Source organism: Knoellia pratensis, assembly GCF_042666395.1.
In the GTDB taxonomy this organism is placed as follows: Bacteria; Actinomycetota; Actinomycetes; order Actinomycetales; family Dermatophilaceae; genus Knoellia; species Knoellia pratensis.
The window spans coordinates 1159390-1175594 of sequence record NZ_JBHTDJ010000003.1 but is presented as its reverse complement, the minus strand read 5'-3'; the positions used below and the strand labels follow the sequence as shown (position 1 = coordinate 1175594).

The window sequence follows — 16205 nt, the reverse complement described above, 5'->3', positions numbered from 1 at the left end:
CATAGTCATCAGATGACTATGTGTTGGCCATGACACTCTCATCCAACGCCGAGCCGGTCCGCATCGGCTCCACGCCCGCTCACCTGCTCACGCGCTCAGGCAAGCCGGCCACCAGTCTCTTCGCTCTTGACCCGACACTTCGCCACCTCAACCACGGATCATTCGGCGCGCCGCTCGCCGCCGTGCTCGTCGAACAGGAGAGGTTTCGCCGCGAGGCTGCCGCTGCCCCCGTGCGTTGGTTTCCGGGCGCGGCCGCAAGAGTGGCGCAGGCCCGGGCACAGGTGGCGCCACATCTGGGTGTCACCCCGGACCAGCTGGCGCTCGTGGTCAACGCGAGCGCCGGCGCGAGCGCGGTCTTCGGCTCGCTCGACCTCCCGCAGGGCGCCGACATCGTGGTGACCGACCACGGCTACGGCGCCGTGACGATGGGGGCAGAGCGCCTGGCCCGACGGGTCGGCGGTCGAGTCGTCGTGGCCGGTGTGGCCCTCGACGACTCCCCCGAACAAGCCGCGTCCGCAGTGCTGGACGCCTTCACCGACCGCACTGCCCTGGTTGTCGTCGACCACGTGACCAGCCCCACCGCTCGTGAGCTCCCGGTCGCGCAGATTTGCGCCACCGCCCGCGAACGCGGGGTGGTCTCGCTCGTCGACGCCGCCCACGCGCCCATGCTCATCGAGGACGCGGCGACCCTGGCCGACGCGGACTACTGGGTCGGCAACCTGCACAAGTTCGGGTGCGCCTCCCCCGGCGCCGCGGTCCTCGTGGCCCGTCCCGGTCTCGAGGACCGCCTGTGGCCGCTCATCGACTCGTGGGGAGCAGGGCATCCGTTCCCCGAACGCTTCGACCACCAGGGCACGCTCGACATCAGCGCCCTGATCACTGCCGGCCTCGCCCTCGACCTCATGGAGGACGAGCTGGGCTGGGACAGGGTGCGCGCCCACATCGGTACCCTCGCCGATGCCGGGGAGCACCTCGTTGCGGACGCCATGAGCCGGGCCACGGGAGTCGACTGCCGGGCCGCAGTGGCCTCGCCCGTCACGGCAATGCGACTGGTCGTCCTGCCCGCCGGACTGGCGAGGACCGTCGACGAGGCCAACGAGCTGCGCGACCGCGTCCTGGCGGACCTCGGCATCGAAGCAGCGTTCACGAGCTGCCGCGGCCAGGGATACGTGCGCCTGTCCTTCCACGCCTACAACGTCCTCGAGGACTACGCCGACTTCGCCGACCGGGCCGTCCCCTACCTGGTCGACCTGGCCCGTCACGAAGGTGATGCGGCCACGCCGACTGGAGCCCACGGCATACCCACTGCTTTCCTGCACGACCGTGACGTCGCGTCCGCGGCGTCACCCACCACCTGAGGAGAACCATGAACGCTCGTCGAACTGTGACCCGGCGTCTCGCGCTGGGCCTTGCCGGATCGCTCACCGCCGTCGGTACTCTCGCCGCCTGCAGCGGCTCGGGCTCGGGCTCCGGCTCGGGCTCCGGCACCACGCTGCAGATGGTCGAGAGCCTCTCCAGCCCCGAGCGCACGGCCGTGCTCAAGACGCTCCTCGCCGACTTCACCAAGGCCAACCCGGACATCAAGGTCCAGCTCGTCACGCCCCCGACCGAGCAGGCCGACAACAAGCTCCAGCAGATGCTGCAGGCCGGAAGTGGCGTCGATGTGCTGGAGGTGCGCGACCTCACCGTCGGCCCGTTCGGCAACAACGGCTGGCTCTATGACATGACCAAGGAGACCGAGTCCTGGGCCGGGTTCGAGAACCTCACGGAGAACGCGCAGAAGTATGCGAAGACCGAGGACGGCAAGACCTACTTCATCCCCTACGGCTTCTACGGGCTCAGCCTGTTCTATCGCACCGACCTCGTGAAGGAGGCCGGGTTCGCAGCGCCGCCGAAGACGTGGGATGAGCTGCTCGCGCAGGCGAGCAAGATCCAGGACACGGGCAAGAACCGTTACGGCTACGCCTTCCGAGGGGGCAAGAACGGCTTCACCAACGTCGTCGCTGCGATCGAGGCCTACGTCGGTGACGACCTCGATGTCGAGAACGCGTTCAAGACCAAGGACGGCAAGACGATCTTCGCCAGCCCGCAGGCCAAGGCGGCGGCGGACACCTACTTCCGTCTCTTCAAGGAAGCGTCGCCGCCGTCGTCCGTCGCCTGGGGCTACCCCGAGATGGTCGAGGGTTTCAACAACGGCTCGACGGCCTTCCTCCTGCAGGACCCCGAGGTGATCGCCGCGATCTCGAAGTCGAGCGCCGTCAAGGCCGACCAGTGGTCCACCGCACCGCTCCTGCTCGGACCGGGCTCCAAGGCTGCTCAGCCGGTCGCAACGGCTGGCTGGGGTGTCGCCGCCAAGAGCAAGAACAAGGCGGCCGCGGTCAAGCTCGTGCACTTCCTCTCCGAAGGCCAGGCGTCCTCGACCTTCACGAAGAAGAACTCGCTCGTTCCCATCATCAAGGAGGCAGCGACCGACGAGTTCTACACCTCTGGCCCGTGGGCGTCGTACCTCACGATGACCGAGAAGCCCGACACCTGGCTCACCGTCGTCCAGCCTCGCGGCGTGGCCTGGTGGACCGAGTGGAGCACCAAGGCCGACGCCGACGTGCAGCGCGTCCTCATCGGCAAGATGACGACCGAGGAGCTGCTCTCCGACTGGGATTCCTACTGGACCCAGAAATGGGCCACGAAGTAGTGGCCGACGACATCCTCACCCGCGCGGGTGACGACGGGGCCGGTGCAACAACCCCTGCACCGCAGCCCCATCGGCCCACCGAGCGGCGTCGACCACCGTTCACGACCGAACGCGGTCTGACGATCCTGGGCTTCCTGGCTCCCGGAATTCTCGTGGTCGCGGTGTTCACGTACTACCCCATGATCCGCGGCGCGCAGATGGCCTTTCGCGACTGGAACCTCTTCGACCTCACCAGTACGCCATGGGTGGGTTTCGGCAACTTCCGCACGATCTTCGCCGACCCCAACTGGGGCACGATCGTGTCCAACACCGTGATCTGGGTCATCGGCTCGCTCGTCCCCCAGTTGGTCATCGGCTTCGGGCTGGCACTTCTGTTGCGGCGTCGCTTCCGCTTCCGTGGCACCTACCAGGCGCTCGTGTTCTTCCCGTGGGCCGTGTCCGGCTTCCTCATCGGAATCCTGTTCAGGTGGATGTTCAACGGCGAGTTCGGCGTCATCAACGACCTGCTGCTCAAGGCCGGTCTCATCGACGCCAACCTCCCCTGGCTGGCCGACCCTGAGCTGGCCCGCGTCTCGGTGATCATCGCCAACGTCTGGTACGGCGTCACGTTCTTCACGATCATGATCCTCGCGGCGCTGCAGTCCGTCCCCGACGAAGCGGTCGAGGCCGCTGCTCTGGACGGCGCCGGCAAGGTGCGGACGCTGTGGTCGGTGATCATCCCCTACATCCGCACCACTCTCGCCCTGACGATCCTGCTGCGCGTCATCTGGATCTTCAACTTCCCGGACATCATCTACGCGATGACCAACGGCGGTCCGGCATCCCAGACCCACATCGTGACCACCTACATGATCACGCTCACCCAGCAGGGCAGCTACGGGCAGGCGTCGGCGCTCGGCCTGCTCGTCGTCGGGGTGCTCGGTGCCTTCGCCGCGTTCTATCTCCTGGCCACCAAGGAAGGGGCACGGTCATGATCAACCGCGAGGGACCGGCATACAAAGTCTTCCGAGGGGTGGTCCTTGCCGTCTGGCTCGTCATCACGCTGTTCCCCTTGGCGTGGATCCTCATCACGTCGTTCAAACCTGCGGGCTCGATCGCCAGCTATCCCCTGCAGTACCTTCCACGACCGTTCACGCTCGACAACTACAAGCAGCTGTTCTCCACCGGTTCCTTCGGGACGTTCGTCGCCAACAGTCTCATCGTCTCGATCCTCGCGGCCGCCGTCGCGACGGCCATCGCCCTGCTCGGCGCCTACGTCCTTGACCGGTTCAGCTTTCGTGGTCGTGGGGCGCTGCTCATGGCCTTCCTCGTGACCCAGATGATCCCGGCGTTCATCGCCCTCGGTCCGCTCTATGCGCTCATGGTGCAGTTCCGGCTCGTCGACTCACGCGCCGGACTCACCCTGGTCTACGTGGCGATGTGCATCCCGTTCTGCACGATCATGCTCCGCGGCTTCTTCGCCAATGTCCCTGCGGAGCTGGAGGAGGCGGCGATGGTCGACGGCTGTGGGCGCCTGCAGGCCCTGATGCGGATCATCGTGCCGGTGATGGGACCAGGGCTCGTGGCGACGTTCATCTTCAACTTCGTCAACTGTTGGAACGAGCTCTTCCTCTCGGTGACCCTCATCAACACCGAGACCAGCAAGACCATCCCGGCGGCCCTCAACGGCTACATCTCCAGCTTCAACATCGAGTGGGGGCCGATGTCTGCGGCGGCCGTCCTCGCCATCATCCCGACGATGGGACTGTTCGCACTCGCCTCGCGATACATCGTCCAGGGCCTCACGTCGGGTGCGGTCAAGGGCTGAGTGGCCCACGGCCGCGGCGGGCTGGCGCGCGGATAGCCTCGAGCCATGCCCGCCAACCCCGGAGACTTCGACGGACCGCTGGACCCGAGCTACCACCCCGATCCGGACGGCGCGCCGGACCCCGGCGAGGTCGTGTGGGCGCGCGTCCCCTACGAGGAGGACGCGACCCAGGGCAAGGATCGGCCGGTCCTGGTGCTCGGGTGGGATGGAGACTGGGTGCTCGGCCTGTATCTCACGAGCAAGGACCACGACCGCGACCATGAGCAGGAGCTGCGCGTGGGTCGCATCTGGGTCGACGTCGGCGCGGGCGGCTGGGACAGCAAGGGCCGCCCGTCGGAGGTGCGGGTCAACCGCATCGTGCGCGTCGACCCGACGACGATCCGGCGCGAAGGCGCAGTGCTCGACCGCGCCCGCTGGGACGAGGTGATGGCAGCACGTCGAGCGTTGGGCGCGCCGGAGTCCAACGACCGGGGAGACCTCCCCGGTTAAAGACTTGGTCAGTTCCGGCTCCCCCGGTTGCGGGGATTCGCCGGTGGCCCTTGGCTGGAGGAGCGCCCGGATCTCCCGCGCGCCAACCCAAGGAGCGCTCATGATCAGCCTCTTCAGTCGCGTCGCCGGACTCACCGTTGCGGCCGCCCTCGCACTCACCCCGCTCGCGGTGCAGTCCGCCACCGCGAAACCGTCGCCCGACGGCTTCCGGCAGGCCTCGACGGCCGCGGTAACCCAGACGCTGGGCATGGATGTGGCCTCGCACCAGGGCAACGTCGACTGGGCCTACTGGTGGGGGCAGGGCCGGAAGTTCGCCTACGTCAAGGCGACCGAGGGCACGAGTTACACCAACCCCTACTTCGCCCAGCAGTACAACGGGTCCTACAACGTCGGGATGATCCGCGGCGCCTACCACTTCGCCCTGCCCGCCAACTCGACCGGCACGGCGCAGGCCGACTGGTTCGTCAACCACGGTGGCGGCTGGTCGGGTGACGGCAAGACCCTGCCGGGCGTCCTCGACATCGAGTACAACCCCTATGGAGCCACCTGCTACGGCCTGACCCAGGCCGGGATGCGGAGCTGGATCGCCGCCTTCACCTCCCGCTACAAGGCTCGCACCGGGCGCGACGCCGTGATCTACACGACGACCGACTGGTGGACCCAGTGCACGGGCAACACCAGCCAGTTCGCCTCGCTCAACCCGTTGTGGATCGCGCGCTACAGCAGCTCGGTGGGGACGCTGCCGGCCGGCTGGTCCTACTACACGTTCTGGCAGTACACCGACAGCCCGCTCGACACCAACCGCTTCAACGGTGATCTCACCCGCCTCAGGGCCCTCGCTCTGGGCTGACGCCGGACATGCGCGAGGGCCCGTCACCGAGATGGTGACGGGCCCTCGTGCGTTGCTCAGCCTTGCGGCTCAGCTGGAGTCAGAGACTCAGCAGTTGATCCAACTCAGCCGTGAATCAAACTCAGCAGTGAATCAAACTCAGAGGCTGGCGGCCTTCTTGGCCATGGCCGACTTCTTGTTGGCCGCGTTGTTCTTGTGAAGAACACCCTTGCTGACGGCCTTGTCGAGCTTGGTCGACGCAACCTTGAGCGCGTCCTTGGCCTCGTCGACCTTGCCGGCCTCCGCGAGGTCGCGGAACTTGCGGGCAGCGGTGCGGACGTCGGACTTGACGGCCTTGTTGCGCTCGGTCGCGACCTTGTTGGTCTTGATGCGCTTGAGCTGGGACTTGATGTTTGCCACGAAGAAACTTTCTGGTGAGGTCGGTAATTGCCGTAGAGGGCGGCAGACGCGGTTCGGGACCGGGAGTGGGGACACCCTTGCGTGAACCGCTTCTGGATGAAGCAGCGAGCGCGCACGACCTGAGCGCGCACGCGAAGGGCAAATCTACCAGCGGGTCAGCGTGACAAGCAAAACGACGAAATCGCTGGGGTATGCCGCGTGCTCGCCTGCCGCTCAACCGTCACCGTTCGCCTTCTCCCGGGTGATCGTCAGGACCGCCCGCTCAACGGCATACACGGGGTCGCGTCCGCCACCTTTCACCTCGAAGTCGGCGGCAGCGACGGCCTGGAGGGAGCGCGCCAGTGCCTCGGCGGTCCAGCCCTGGAGTGAGCGACGGGCCTTGTCGACCTGCCACGGGGCCATGCCCAGGTCGCGGGCGAGGTCGGCTGATCGGCCCCGACCGGCGGAGCCGACCTTGATGAGCTGACGGATCTGCTGGGCGAGGACGGCGACGATCGGCACGGGGTCGACGCCGACTGCGAGGGCGTGGCGAAGCAGTCGCAGGGCTTCCCCCGCATCGCCGGCGACGGCAGCGTCGGCGACCTTGAAGCCGGTCGCCTCGACCTTGCCGCCGTGATAGGTCAGGACGACCTGTTCGTCGATGGTGCCGGTCGTGTCGGCGATGAGCTGCTGGCAGGCAGAGGCAAGCTCGCGCAGGTCCTTGCCGATGGCGTCGACGAGGGCCTGGACGGCCTCACCGGTCGCGCGACGCTTGGCTCGGCGGAACTCGTTCATGGCGAAGTCGGCCTTGTCGCGCTCGGTCTTGATCGCGGGGGCGTCGATGAGTCGCGCTCGGGCCTTCTTGAGGGTGTCGAGGACCTTCTTGCCGCGGTTGCCGCCCTTGTGGATGACGACGAGGGTGACGTCCTCGGGAGGCGCAGCGAGGTAGGCGAGCAGGTCCTGCTGGAGCTCGTCGGTGGCCTCGTCGAGATCGTGGACGACGACGGCCTTGTCCCCGCCGAAGAGAGACGGGCTGGAGTGGACCATGAGCTCGCCCGGCTCGTAGGCACCGGCGTAGAGGCGGATGACCTCCACGTCGGGGTTGTGCTCCTTGATCGACTGAACCGTCTCGGCGAGGCCGCGCTCGGCGAGGACCTGCTCGGGCCCGGAGATGAGGACGAGCGGCGGAATCCGACGCTGCACCTCGACAAGATCACTCACGGGCCTCAGCCTGCCACGGACCCCCGACTGTCTTCGTTGCGTCTGCGGATGCGGTGGCTAGAGCAGCCACATCCGCAGACGCAACGCGTGAGAATCAGTCGAAGCTGAGGGTGGAGCCGGCGCCGGCCTTGAGGCCGAGGCCTTCCAGCCGGGCAGCAATGACGTCGGAGGGCAGCTCGATGGACTCGCTGAGCTCCTCGAGGTCGAGGCCGAGCTCGACACCGTCGCGCAGTTCCTCGTCCTCCTGGTCGGTCCAGGCGTGACCTTGAGTCACGGCAGTACGGGCTGCGGGTGCGGGCGGCGGCGCCGTCGCCACGGGACGGGTGTCGGTTGCGTCGATCTCACCCTTGACTTCTGCGTCACCCATCGTCGTGCCCTTGACGGCACCGGTCAGCCCACGCAGCGCCGGGTCGGCGACGTCGAGGGGCGGTGGCGCCGTCTCGTCGAGCCGCTTCAACGCATTGAGGACGAGGGCACGGTCGGACGTCGGCCAGAAGGGCGGCAGCGAACGCTGGAGGAACCCGGCATACCGAGCGCTCATCATGCGGGAGTCGAGGAAAGCGACGACCCCGCGATCGTCTCCACGACGGATGAGACGGCCCGCACCCTGCGCCAGACGCAATGCGGCGTGGGTCGCGCTCACCGCCATGAAGCCGTTGCCACCCATGCGCGCGATGGCCTGCGAGCGCGCGGACGCGAGCGGATCATCAGGACGCGGGAACGGGATGCGGTCGATGATGACGAGCTGGCACGACGACCCTGGGACGTCGACGCCCTGCCACAGGCTCAGGGTGCCGAAGAGGCAGGTGCGCGGGTCGCGGGCGAACTGGCGGACGAGGGTCGAGATCTGGTCCTCGCCCTGGCAGAGCACCGCGATCTCGCCGTCGAGATCCTTGAGCCGCTCGCGCATCTCGTCGGTCGCTGCTCGCGCAGCACGCATCGACGAGAAAAGCCCGAGGGTGCGCCCGCCCGCCGCGCGCACCAGGGCCTCGATCTCGTCCATGGTCTCGGGCGCCGCTCCGTCCCGCCCCGGCGCCGGCAGTTGCTTCGCGACGTAGGCGATGCCCTGCTGCGGGTAGTCGAAGGGGCTGCCGACATCGAGGCCGGTCCACTTCGGGGCCCCCTCGCCGCGCAGACCGATCGTGCCAGCGACGGCGTCGAAGGTTCCGCCGAGTTCGAGCGTCGCCGAGGTGAGGACGACGGTGCGGTCCTCGAAGATCTTGTCGCGCACGAGCATCGCCACGCTCATGGGCGCGACCCGCAGCACGCTCCCACGTCGCGGGTCCTTGCTCACCCACACGACGTCGAGGTCGCGCTGCTCGAGGACGCGTGAGGCGTTGTCGTTGAGCTCGTCGATGGCTGCGCGCGCGATCTGACGGGCACCGTCGACCTCCTGGCCGGGCGGCGGCTTGAGCTCGGTCTGCACCTGACGGGTCGTGTCCCTCAGGCGTGCCAGGGCAAGACCGAGATTGTCGGGTATGCCGGTGAGTCGCCCTTCCGGGATCTCGTCCAGCACCGATTCGAGGAAGGTCCCGGCGTCATCAACGGTCTCGCTCGAATCTGCCTGTCGCCCAGCGCGTTTGGCCGCGTTGCGCACCATGGCCGGGGTGACCTCGTCGGTGATTGTCGCGGTGACGCGATCAACGAGCTCGTGGGCCTCGTCGATGACGAGGACGTCGTGCTCGGGCAGCATCTGCCGCCCCTCGAACGCGTCGATCGCCATGAATGAGTGGTTGGTGACGATGACGTCGACACCCTTGGCGGCTTCGCGGGATCGCTCGACGAAGCACTCGGCGACCATCGGGCACTTGCCGCCGAGGCACTCGTGCGCACTCACCGACACCTGACGCCAGGCGCGCTCGGAGACACCGGGGACGAGCTCGTCACGGTCGCCGGACTCGGTCTCGTCGGCCCACTCGCGCAGCCGCACGACCTCCTTGCCAAGGCGACCGGCCTGCTGGTCGACGTCGCCGACACCGAAGAGGCCTTCTTCGTCGTCGGGGAAACCGCCCTCGAGCTTGTGCGCGCAGAGGTAGTTGCGCCGGCCCTTGACGATCGCGTAGGTCGGGCGGCGGCCGAGCAGCGGTTCGAGCGAGTCGGCGACGCGGGGCATGTCGCGGTCGACGATCTGGGCCTGCAGCGCGAGGGTCGCCGTCGCGACAACGGCGGGCTTGCCTGCGTCGATGGCGTGTTGGACGGCTGGGACGAGGTAGGCGAGGGACTTGCCGGTGCCGGTGCCGGCCTGGACGAGGAGGTGCTCCCCGGTGTCGATGGAGTGGGCCACGGCCTTGGCCATGCTCACCTGACCGGGGCGTTCACTGCCCTTGACACCGCTGACCGCTGCGGCGAGGAGGACGTCGAGGGTCGGCACCGAGTCAGCCTATGCCGACCCACGGACAGCTCCGACCCACCATCCACAGGCGAGTCGCCCGGACGGCGAGGGGTCCACGGGACGCGAGCGGACGGCATACCGGCGTGTCTGTCCCGAACTCACCCAATTGGACGGTTGGGGACGTTGAAAACTGAATGTCCCCAACCGTCCAATTGGGTGAGTTCGGGACGGGGCTCAGACGGCGCCGGGCTTCTGCATGAGTCCGCCGTCGGCGATGATCGTCGTCGCCGTGATGTAGGACGCGGCCTCGCTCGCGGCGAAGCAGACGACCTTGCCCATCTCCTGCGGAGAACCGATGTAGGACAACGGAATTGCGTCTTCGAGCGCCTTGGTCTCCGCAGGGGTGTCGTGGGCGTTGATGGGCGTGTTGATCGCGCCCGGGCCGACACCGACCACGCGGATCCTGTCGGCACCGAGCTCGACCCCGGCCGTGCGCGTCAGCATGCGCATGCCGCCCTTGGAGATGCAGTAGGCGAGGTCGCTCGGCATCGGCCAGTCCTCGTGGGTCGAGGTGATGTTGACGATGACGCCACCGTCGTCCTGCGCGCGCATCTGCTCGGCCGCGAGCTTCGATCCGAAGACGGCGCCCTTGAGGTTGACGTTCATGAGGAGGTCGTACTTCTCCTCGGAGAGGGTCGCCAGTGTCTCGCCGAACTCGACGCCCGCATTGTTGACCATGACATCGAGGCGTCCAAAGGTGTCGACGGCGGCGGCGATGAGCTTCTTGAGGTCGGCGACCTTGGAGACGTCCGCCTCGCAACCCACGGCCTCTCCCCCAGCACCCTCGATGGCCTTGACGATCGCGTCGGTTGCCTCGGGATGCGACACGTAGTCAATGACGACCTTGGCTCCCTGGGCCGCGGCCTCGCGCACGATGCCCTCGCCGATGCCGCTGTTGCCACCGGTGACGATGACGACCTTGCCCTCAAGAGGTCGGGCGGCAGTGCTCTTGCTGGTCGGGCTCATGAGTCGATCTCCTCGCGCAGGGTGTCGGGCGTGGTGCAGATGAGGTGAGCAACGAGCGCGGTCCACCCTGTCTGGTGTGAGGCGCCGAGGCCGACGCCGTTGTCGCCATTGAAGTGCTCGCTGAACGTCGGGTTCGCATCCCAGAGCGGACCCGGAGGATGCTCGCGGGGAGTGCCCGGCCTGCGCCCACCCTCGCCGGGCAGGAAGAGGGAGATGAGCCGGTCCCGAATCCCGAAGGCGGCCTCTTCGAGCGCGACCTTGTGACCCGAGCCGGTCGGGAACTCGACCTGCAGGTCACCATCAGCCCCATCGGCGATGACGATGAGCGCGTCGAGGATGAGGACGTTGGTGGGGAACCAGATCGGACCGCGCCAGTTGGAGTTGCCGCCGAACATGCCGGTCGAGGACTCACCGGGGTCGTACTGGATGTGCACCGAGGTGTCACCCACCGCGATCTCGGCACCACCGCGATAGGCCGCCGACAGCGAACGTATGCCGTGGGGCGAGAGGAACTCGTCCTCGTCGAAGAGCCTGCGGAGCAACGCCTCGAGCCTCGGGCGGACCACCGGCGTCAGGCTGTTGTGCACGACGTCGCCGTCCTGGCTGTGCAGGAGCGAGTCGGTGAGGTCGGGGCGGCGATCCTGCAACCACTGCAAGCGCGACGTGAAGTCGGTCAGCTCGTCGAACGCCCACGCCGGGACATTGGCCACGGCGATGAGCGGCAGGAGCCCGACGAGCGAGCGGACCCGCACCGGCGACCCCTTGCCGGCCTCGTCGACGAGGACGTCGTAGAAGAACTCGTCGGTGTCGTCCCACAGGGAGACGCCTTCGGTGCCGAACGTCTCCATCGCCTCGGCGATCGAGAAGAAGTGCTCGAGGAACGTTGTCGCGAGACCGTCCCAGTCACGATCGACCCGGCTCAGCTCGAGCGCGATCCGCAGCATCTGCAGACAGGTGAACGCCATCCAGCTCGTCGCGTCGGACTGCTCGAGCCGCCACCCGTCCGGCACCTCGCGGGACCGGTCGAAGACGCTGATGTTGTCCATCCCGAGGAACCCACCCTCGAAGAGGTTGGACCCGTCGGAGTCCTTGCGGTTGAGCCACCACGAGAAGTTGAAGAGCAACTTGGTGAAGACGCGGACGAGGAAGCCGCGGTCCTGCGCACCATCGAGGACGTAGACGTGCCAGGCCGCCCACGCGTGGACGGGCGGGTTGACGTCACCGAACTGCCATTCGTATGCCGGGAGCTGACCGTTGGGGTGTTGGCTCCACTCCCTGCACATGAGCATGAGCTGGTTCTTGGCGAACGCCGGATCCATGTGGGCGATTGCGACGGTGTGGAAGGCGAGGTCCCAGGCGGCGAACCAGGGGTACTCCCACTCGTCGGGCATCGAGATGATGTCGGCGAGCGCGACGTGCGTCCATGAGGTGTTGCGGGCGTAGGGCTCTCGAGCCTTGCGCGCCTCCGGTGGCGGCGGCCCTGCGGGGTCGCCCTCGAGCCACTCCCGCACGTTGTAGCGGTAGAGCTGCTTGCCCCAGTTGAGGCCGGCGAACGCGCGGCGGGCAACGAGCCGCTCCTCTGCACCGGTGTGCTCGGGGATGACCGCGCCGTAGAAGTCATCGGCCTCCGCGCGGCGGGCGGTGAGGACATCGTCGAAGCCCTGGTCGAACGCGCCCTCGAGTGGCGGCGCGTCCGGGGCACCGTCGACCCACGCGTCATCGTGGAGCCGCAACCGGACTCGCACCGTCTCGCCGGGTGCGACGGCGTCGAAGTGGTAGCGCAGGGCCACCTTGGTCCCGCGCCCATCGGTGGCGAGAAGGCTCGGGTCGGAGTGGACGATCGCACGGTCGACGGCGTTCTTGGGGTGGGGGCTGAGGCTCTCGCCCTGGCCGAAGACCTCGGACACGTTGGTCTCGTTGTCGCAGACGAGGGCCTCGGGTGTGCCCTCGGCGGTGACGTGGATGACGCCGATGTGGGCGTGGGTTGCGCGCAGGACGACGGTCCCCTCAGGTGCATCGCCCAGCACTTCGATGACCGGCTTGCGATCGTCACGGCCCCAGGCCCAGGTGTTGCGGAACCAGAGCTGCGGGACCAGATCGAGGGGTGCCGCCTCGGGCCCGTGGTTCGTCGCCTCATAGGTCACGCAGATGTCGCCGGGGGCACCCTTGGCGTGCGTCGTGACGACGTCGAAGAAGCGGTCCTCGTCGAGCACACGGGTGTCGACGAGCTGGATCTCGGGCACATCGCGACCGGAGGACGCATTGTTCGCGCGCAACGCGGCATACGGGAAGGGCTTGTGTGGGTAGCGGTAGAGGTGCTGCGCCCAGCTGTGCGTGGGGGTTGCGTCGAGGTGCCACCAGTACTCCTTGGCGTCCTCGCCGTGGTTGCCCTCGCTGTTGGTGAGGCCGAAGTAACGCTCCTTGAGGCGGTCGTCCTGCCCGTTCCACATCCCGATGGCGAGGTTGAGGAACCCGTAGCGGTCGCAGAGGCCAGCGATCCCGTCCTCACCCCAGCGGTAGGTGCGGGCGTGAGCGTGGTCGAACGGGAAGAACGACCAGGCCTCGCCGTCGGCCGAGTAGTCCTCGCGGACCGTCCCCCACTGACGACCCGAGACGTAGGGACCCCACGCGCGCCAGGCGTCGCCGTCGTGCGGCGAGGCGTCGAGTCGGAGGTGCTCCTCGGTCTGGGGGCGCCCCTCGGGCTCGACAGACGTCATGGACTCCACCTTGGCATGTGGCTGCGAGAATGAGCCCAATGACTTCGCATCCGTTGGCCGAACGCGCACTGTCGTCCGTGACCACGGACGCCGACACCTTGTATGCCGTGTTCTCGGCCTGGGCGGTCGAGTCCGGGATCGAGCTCTATCCCCACCAGGACGAGGCCATGATCGAGGTCGTGTCCGGGCGCCACGTGGTGCTGGCGACACCGACTGGCTCGGGCAAGTCGCTCGTGGGGGTGGCGGCGCACTTTGCTGCGTTGTCGGGCGACCGGGTGAGCTTCTACACAGCGCCGATCAAGGCCTTGGTCAACGAGAAGTTCTTTGCGTTGTGCGACGTGTTCGGTGCGGAGAACGTGGGCCTGTTGACCGGCGACGCAGCAGTCAACGCCGACGCCCCCATCATCTGCTGCACGGCAGAGGTATTGGCGAACATCGCTCTGCGAGAGGGCAGTTCGGCCGATGTGGGGCTCGTCGTCATGGATGAGTTCCACTACTACGCCGACGGTCAGCGCGGATGGGCGTGGCAGGTTCCGCTGCTCGAGCTGCCGCAGGCCCAGTTCTTGTTGATGTCGGCGACATTGGGCGAGATGGCCGAGATCCGCGAGGACCTCGTGCGGCGCACGGGGCGTGAGGTCGCGGTCGTCACGACGGCCGAGCGGCCGGTGCCCCTGTCGTTCACCTGGTCGCTCACCCCGCTCCCCGACATGGTCGAGGAGATCGTCACCACGCACCAGGCACCCGTCTACGTCGTTCACCCCACGCAGCAGCTCGCGGCCGAGCACGCGGCGTCGCTCACGACGTTGAAGCTCCTCACACCGGAGGAGAAGCTCGCGATCGCCGAACGACTCGCGCCGGTGCGCTTCGCTGCAGGTTTTGGCAAGACGCTCTCTGCGCTGCTGCGCAAGGGAATTGGCGTGCACCATGCCGGGCTGCTCCCCCGCTACCGCCGTATCGTCGAGCAGCTCGCCCAGGCCGGACTGCTCAAGGTCATCGCCGGAACCGACACTTTGGGCGTCGGAATCAACGTGCCCATCCGCACCGTGCTCTTCACCGGCCTGGCGAAGTTCGACGGACAACGCGACCGCGTCTTCCGCTCACGTGAGTTCCACCAGATCGCTGGTCGGGCCGGGCGTGCGGGCTACGACACGAGTGGGTCGGTGGTCGTCCAGGCGCCGCCACACATCATCGAGAACGAGCGCAACATCGCCAAGGCCGGCGACGACCCCAAGAAGTTGCGCAAGGTTCAGCGCCGCAAGCCGCCTGAGGGCTCGATCGTGTGGACGGAGCAGACCTTCGACAAACTCGTGTCGAGCGAACCCGAAGCCCTCACCTCCAAGATGCGCATCGACAACTCGATGATCCTCGCGCTCATGGCCCGTTCCGGGGACCCCGTCGCTGCTCTCAGCGCTCTCGTACGCCAGAACCACGAGTCCCCCGCGGGTCAGGCCCGACTCGCCTTGCGGGCGATCCGGCTGGGTCGCTCACTGCTCGACTCGGGGGTCGTCGTCCGGCTCCCCGAACCCGCCGCCGACGGACGCACGGTGGAGCTCACCGTGGACTTGCCGGCGGACTTCGCACTCAACCAGCCCCTCGCGCACTTCGCGCTGGCGGTGCTGGACCTGCTCGACCCCGAGTCCCCCACGCACTCCCTGGACGTCGTCTCGATCATCGAGTCCGTCCTCGACTCCCCACGTCCTGTCCTGCGTGCTCAGCAGTGGACTGCCCGGGGCGAACGCATCGCCGAGCTCAAGTCCGAGGGCGTCGAGTACGACGAGCGCACCGCGATCGTCGAAGAGATCACTTGGCCGCGCCCGCTCCTGGACATGTTGGAGCCGGCCTACGAGACCTACCGCCAGACGCACCCCTGGCTCCCCGACGAGGCACTCGACCCCAAGAGCATCGTCCGCGAGATGTGGGAGCAGGCGATGAGCTTCGGCGACCTCATCCGTCGCTACGGGCTGACCCGCTCCGAGGGTGTGGTGCTGCGCTACCTGTCCGACGCCTACCGGACCCTGCGCCAGACTGTCCCCGAAGCACACCGCGACGAAGAGCTCGACACCCTCATCGAGTGGCTCGGCGAAACCATCCGCCAGACCGACTCCTCGCTCATCGACGAGTGGGCCGCGCTGACCGACCCTGAGTCCGTGCGCAACGCTGCAGCCACCCACGGCGAGGCGCCTCCGCCTCCCCGCCCGATCACCGCCAACGAGAGGGCCTTTCGTGCAATGGTCCGCCAGGCGATGTGGCGTCGCGTCGAACTGGCTGACCGCGACAACGTCAACGCGTTGGCCCTGCTGGAAGCCGCAGCCGCAGCAGTCCCCGAGGACGGGCGCGCTGCTGTCATGACCTACACGGCCTGGGACCAGGCTCTTGCTGCCTATTGGGACGAGCACGGCTCCATCGGTCTCGACGGAGACGCCCGTAGCCCACAGCTCCTCCAGATCGAACCAGACAAGGCCGAGGTCCCCGGACTCGAGGACGAGACCGAGCACCGCATCTGGCGCGTCCGTCAGGTGCTGGCCGATCCCGCCGACGACCGCGACTGGGTCATCGAGGCCGTCGCCGACCTCGACGCCAGCGACGCCGCAGGCGAGCTCGTCATGACCGCTACAGCCCTCCGCCGCCTCTGACCATCCGGAGTGACCGCGGCAATGCGGGTCCACCGTTCCCTCGGCGTTGCGTGAGCAAGA

Annotated in this window: 12 protein-coding genes; 7 read left to right on the top strand and 5 right to left on the bottom strand. The window is 67.6% G+C overall.

Annotated features, from left to right (window positions below; translation table 11 throughout):
• Nucleotides 1-29 precede the first annotated feature (29 nt).
• The 6 genes from ACFQRE_RS15470 (at nucleotide 30) to ACFQRE_RS15445 (ending at nucleotide 5838) form a co-directional block, all read left to right on the top strand.
• Complete coding sequence (locus ACFQRE_RS15470) at nucleotides 30-1358, top strand: aminotransferase class V-fold PLP-dependent enzyme (protein ID WP_380123955.1); 1329 nt, start codon at nucleotides 30-32, stop codon at nucleotides 1356-1358.
• 8 nt (nucleotides 1359-1366) lie between these two features.
• Complete coding sequence (locus tag ACFQRE_RS15465; RefSeq protein WP_380123953.1) at nucleotides 1367-2692, top strand: ABC transporter substrate-binding protein; 1326 nt, start codon at nucleotides 1367-1369, stop codon at nucleotides 2690-2692.
• On the top strand, nucleotides 2677-3666 hold the full coding sequence (locus tag ACFQRE_RS15460; protein WP_380123949.1) for a carbohydrate ABC transporter permease: 990 nt from the start codon (nucleotides 2677-2679) through the stop codon (nucleotides 3664-3666). Before ACFQRE_RS15465 ends, ACFQRE_RS15460 begins: the two co-directional genes overlap by 16 nt.
• Nucleotides 3663-4499: a carbohydrate ABC transporter permease gene (locus ACFQRE_RS15455; protein WP_380123947.1), complete on the top strand. Its 837-nt coding sequence runs from the start codon at nucleotides 3663-3665 to the stop codon at nucleotides 4497-4499. The genes ACFQRE_RS15460 and ACFQRE_RS15455 overlap by 4 nt, the downstream gene beginning before the upstream one ends.
• A 45-nt stretch (nucleotides 4500-4544) precedes the next feature.
• Nucleotides 4545-4988, top strand: coding sequence for a type II toxin-antitoxin system PemK/MazF family toxin (locus ACFQRE_RS15450; protein ID WP_380123945.1), 444 nt, complete (start codon nucleotides 4545-4547; stop codon nucleotides 4986-4988).
• Nucleotides 4989-5088: 100 nt separating this feature from the next.
• A complete protein-coding gene (locus ACFQRE_RS15445) occupies nucleotides 5089-5838 on the top strand; it encodes a lysozyme (RefSeq protein ID WP_380123943.1) in 750 nt (249 codons plus the stop codon).
• A 138-nt stretch (nucleotides 5839-5976) separates the two neighbouring features.
• Here the strand turns inward: ACFQRE_RS15445 and rpsT are convergent, their stop codons facing one another.
• From rpsT to ACFQRE_RS15420, 5 genes are all read right to left on the bottom strand, one after another.
• Complete coding sequence (rpsT, locus tag ACFQRE_RS15440; RefSeq protein ID WP_009775331.1) at nucleotides 5977-6237, bottom strand: 30S ribosomal protein S20; 261 nt, start codon at nucleotides 6235-6237, stop codon at nucleotides 5977-5979.
• Nucleotides 6238-6450: 213 nt separating this feature from the next.
• Entirely contained in the window at nucleotides 6451-7446 is a 996-nt protein-coding gene (holA, locus tag ACFQRE_RS15435; RefSeq protein WP_380124297.1) for a DNA polymerase III subunit delta, read from the bottom strand.
• Between the two features lie 85 nt (nucleotides 7447-7531).
• Nucleotides 7532-9808, bottom strand: a complete 2277-nt coding sequence (locus ACFQRE_RS15430; RefSeq protein WP_380123941.1) for an ATP-dependent DNA helicase — start codon at nucleotides 9806-9808, stop codon at nucleotides 7532-7534.
• A gap of 195 nt (nucleotides 9809-10003) precedes the next feature.
• A complete protein-coding gene (locus tag ACFQRE_RS15425; RefSeq protein WP_380123939.1) occupies nucleotides 10004-10795 on the bottom strand; it encodes an SDR family oxidoreductase in 792 nt (263 codons plus the stop codon).
• Entirely contained in the window at nucleotides 10792-13512 is a 2721-nt protein-coding gene (locus ACFQRE_RS15420; RefSeq protein WP_380123936.1) for an MGH1-like glycoside hydrolase domain-containing protein, read from the bottom strand. The genes ACFQRE_RS15425 and ACFQRE_RS15420 overlap by 4 nt, the downstream gene beginning before the upstream one ends.
• 38 nt (nucleotides 13513-13550) lie before the next feature.
• Between ACFQRE_RS15420 and ACFQRE_RS15415 the strand changes: the two genes are divergently transcribed.
• Nucleotides 13551-16145: a DEAD/DEAH box helicase gene (locus tag ACFQRE_RS15415; protein ID WP_380123934.1), complete on the top strand. Its 2595-nt coding sequence runs from the start codon at nucleotides 13551-13553 to the stop codon at nucleotides 16143-16145.
• The last annotated feature ends 60 nt before the right edge of the window (nucleotides 16146-16205 follow it).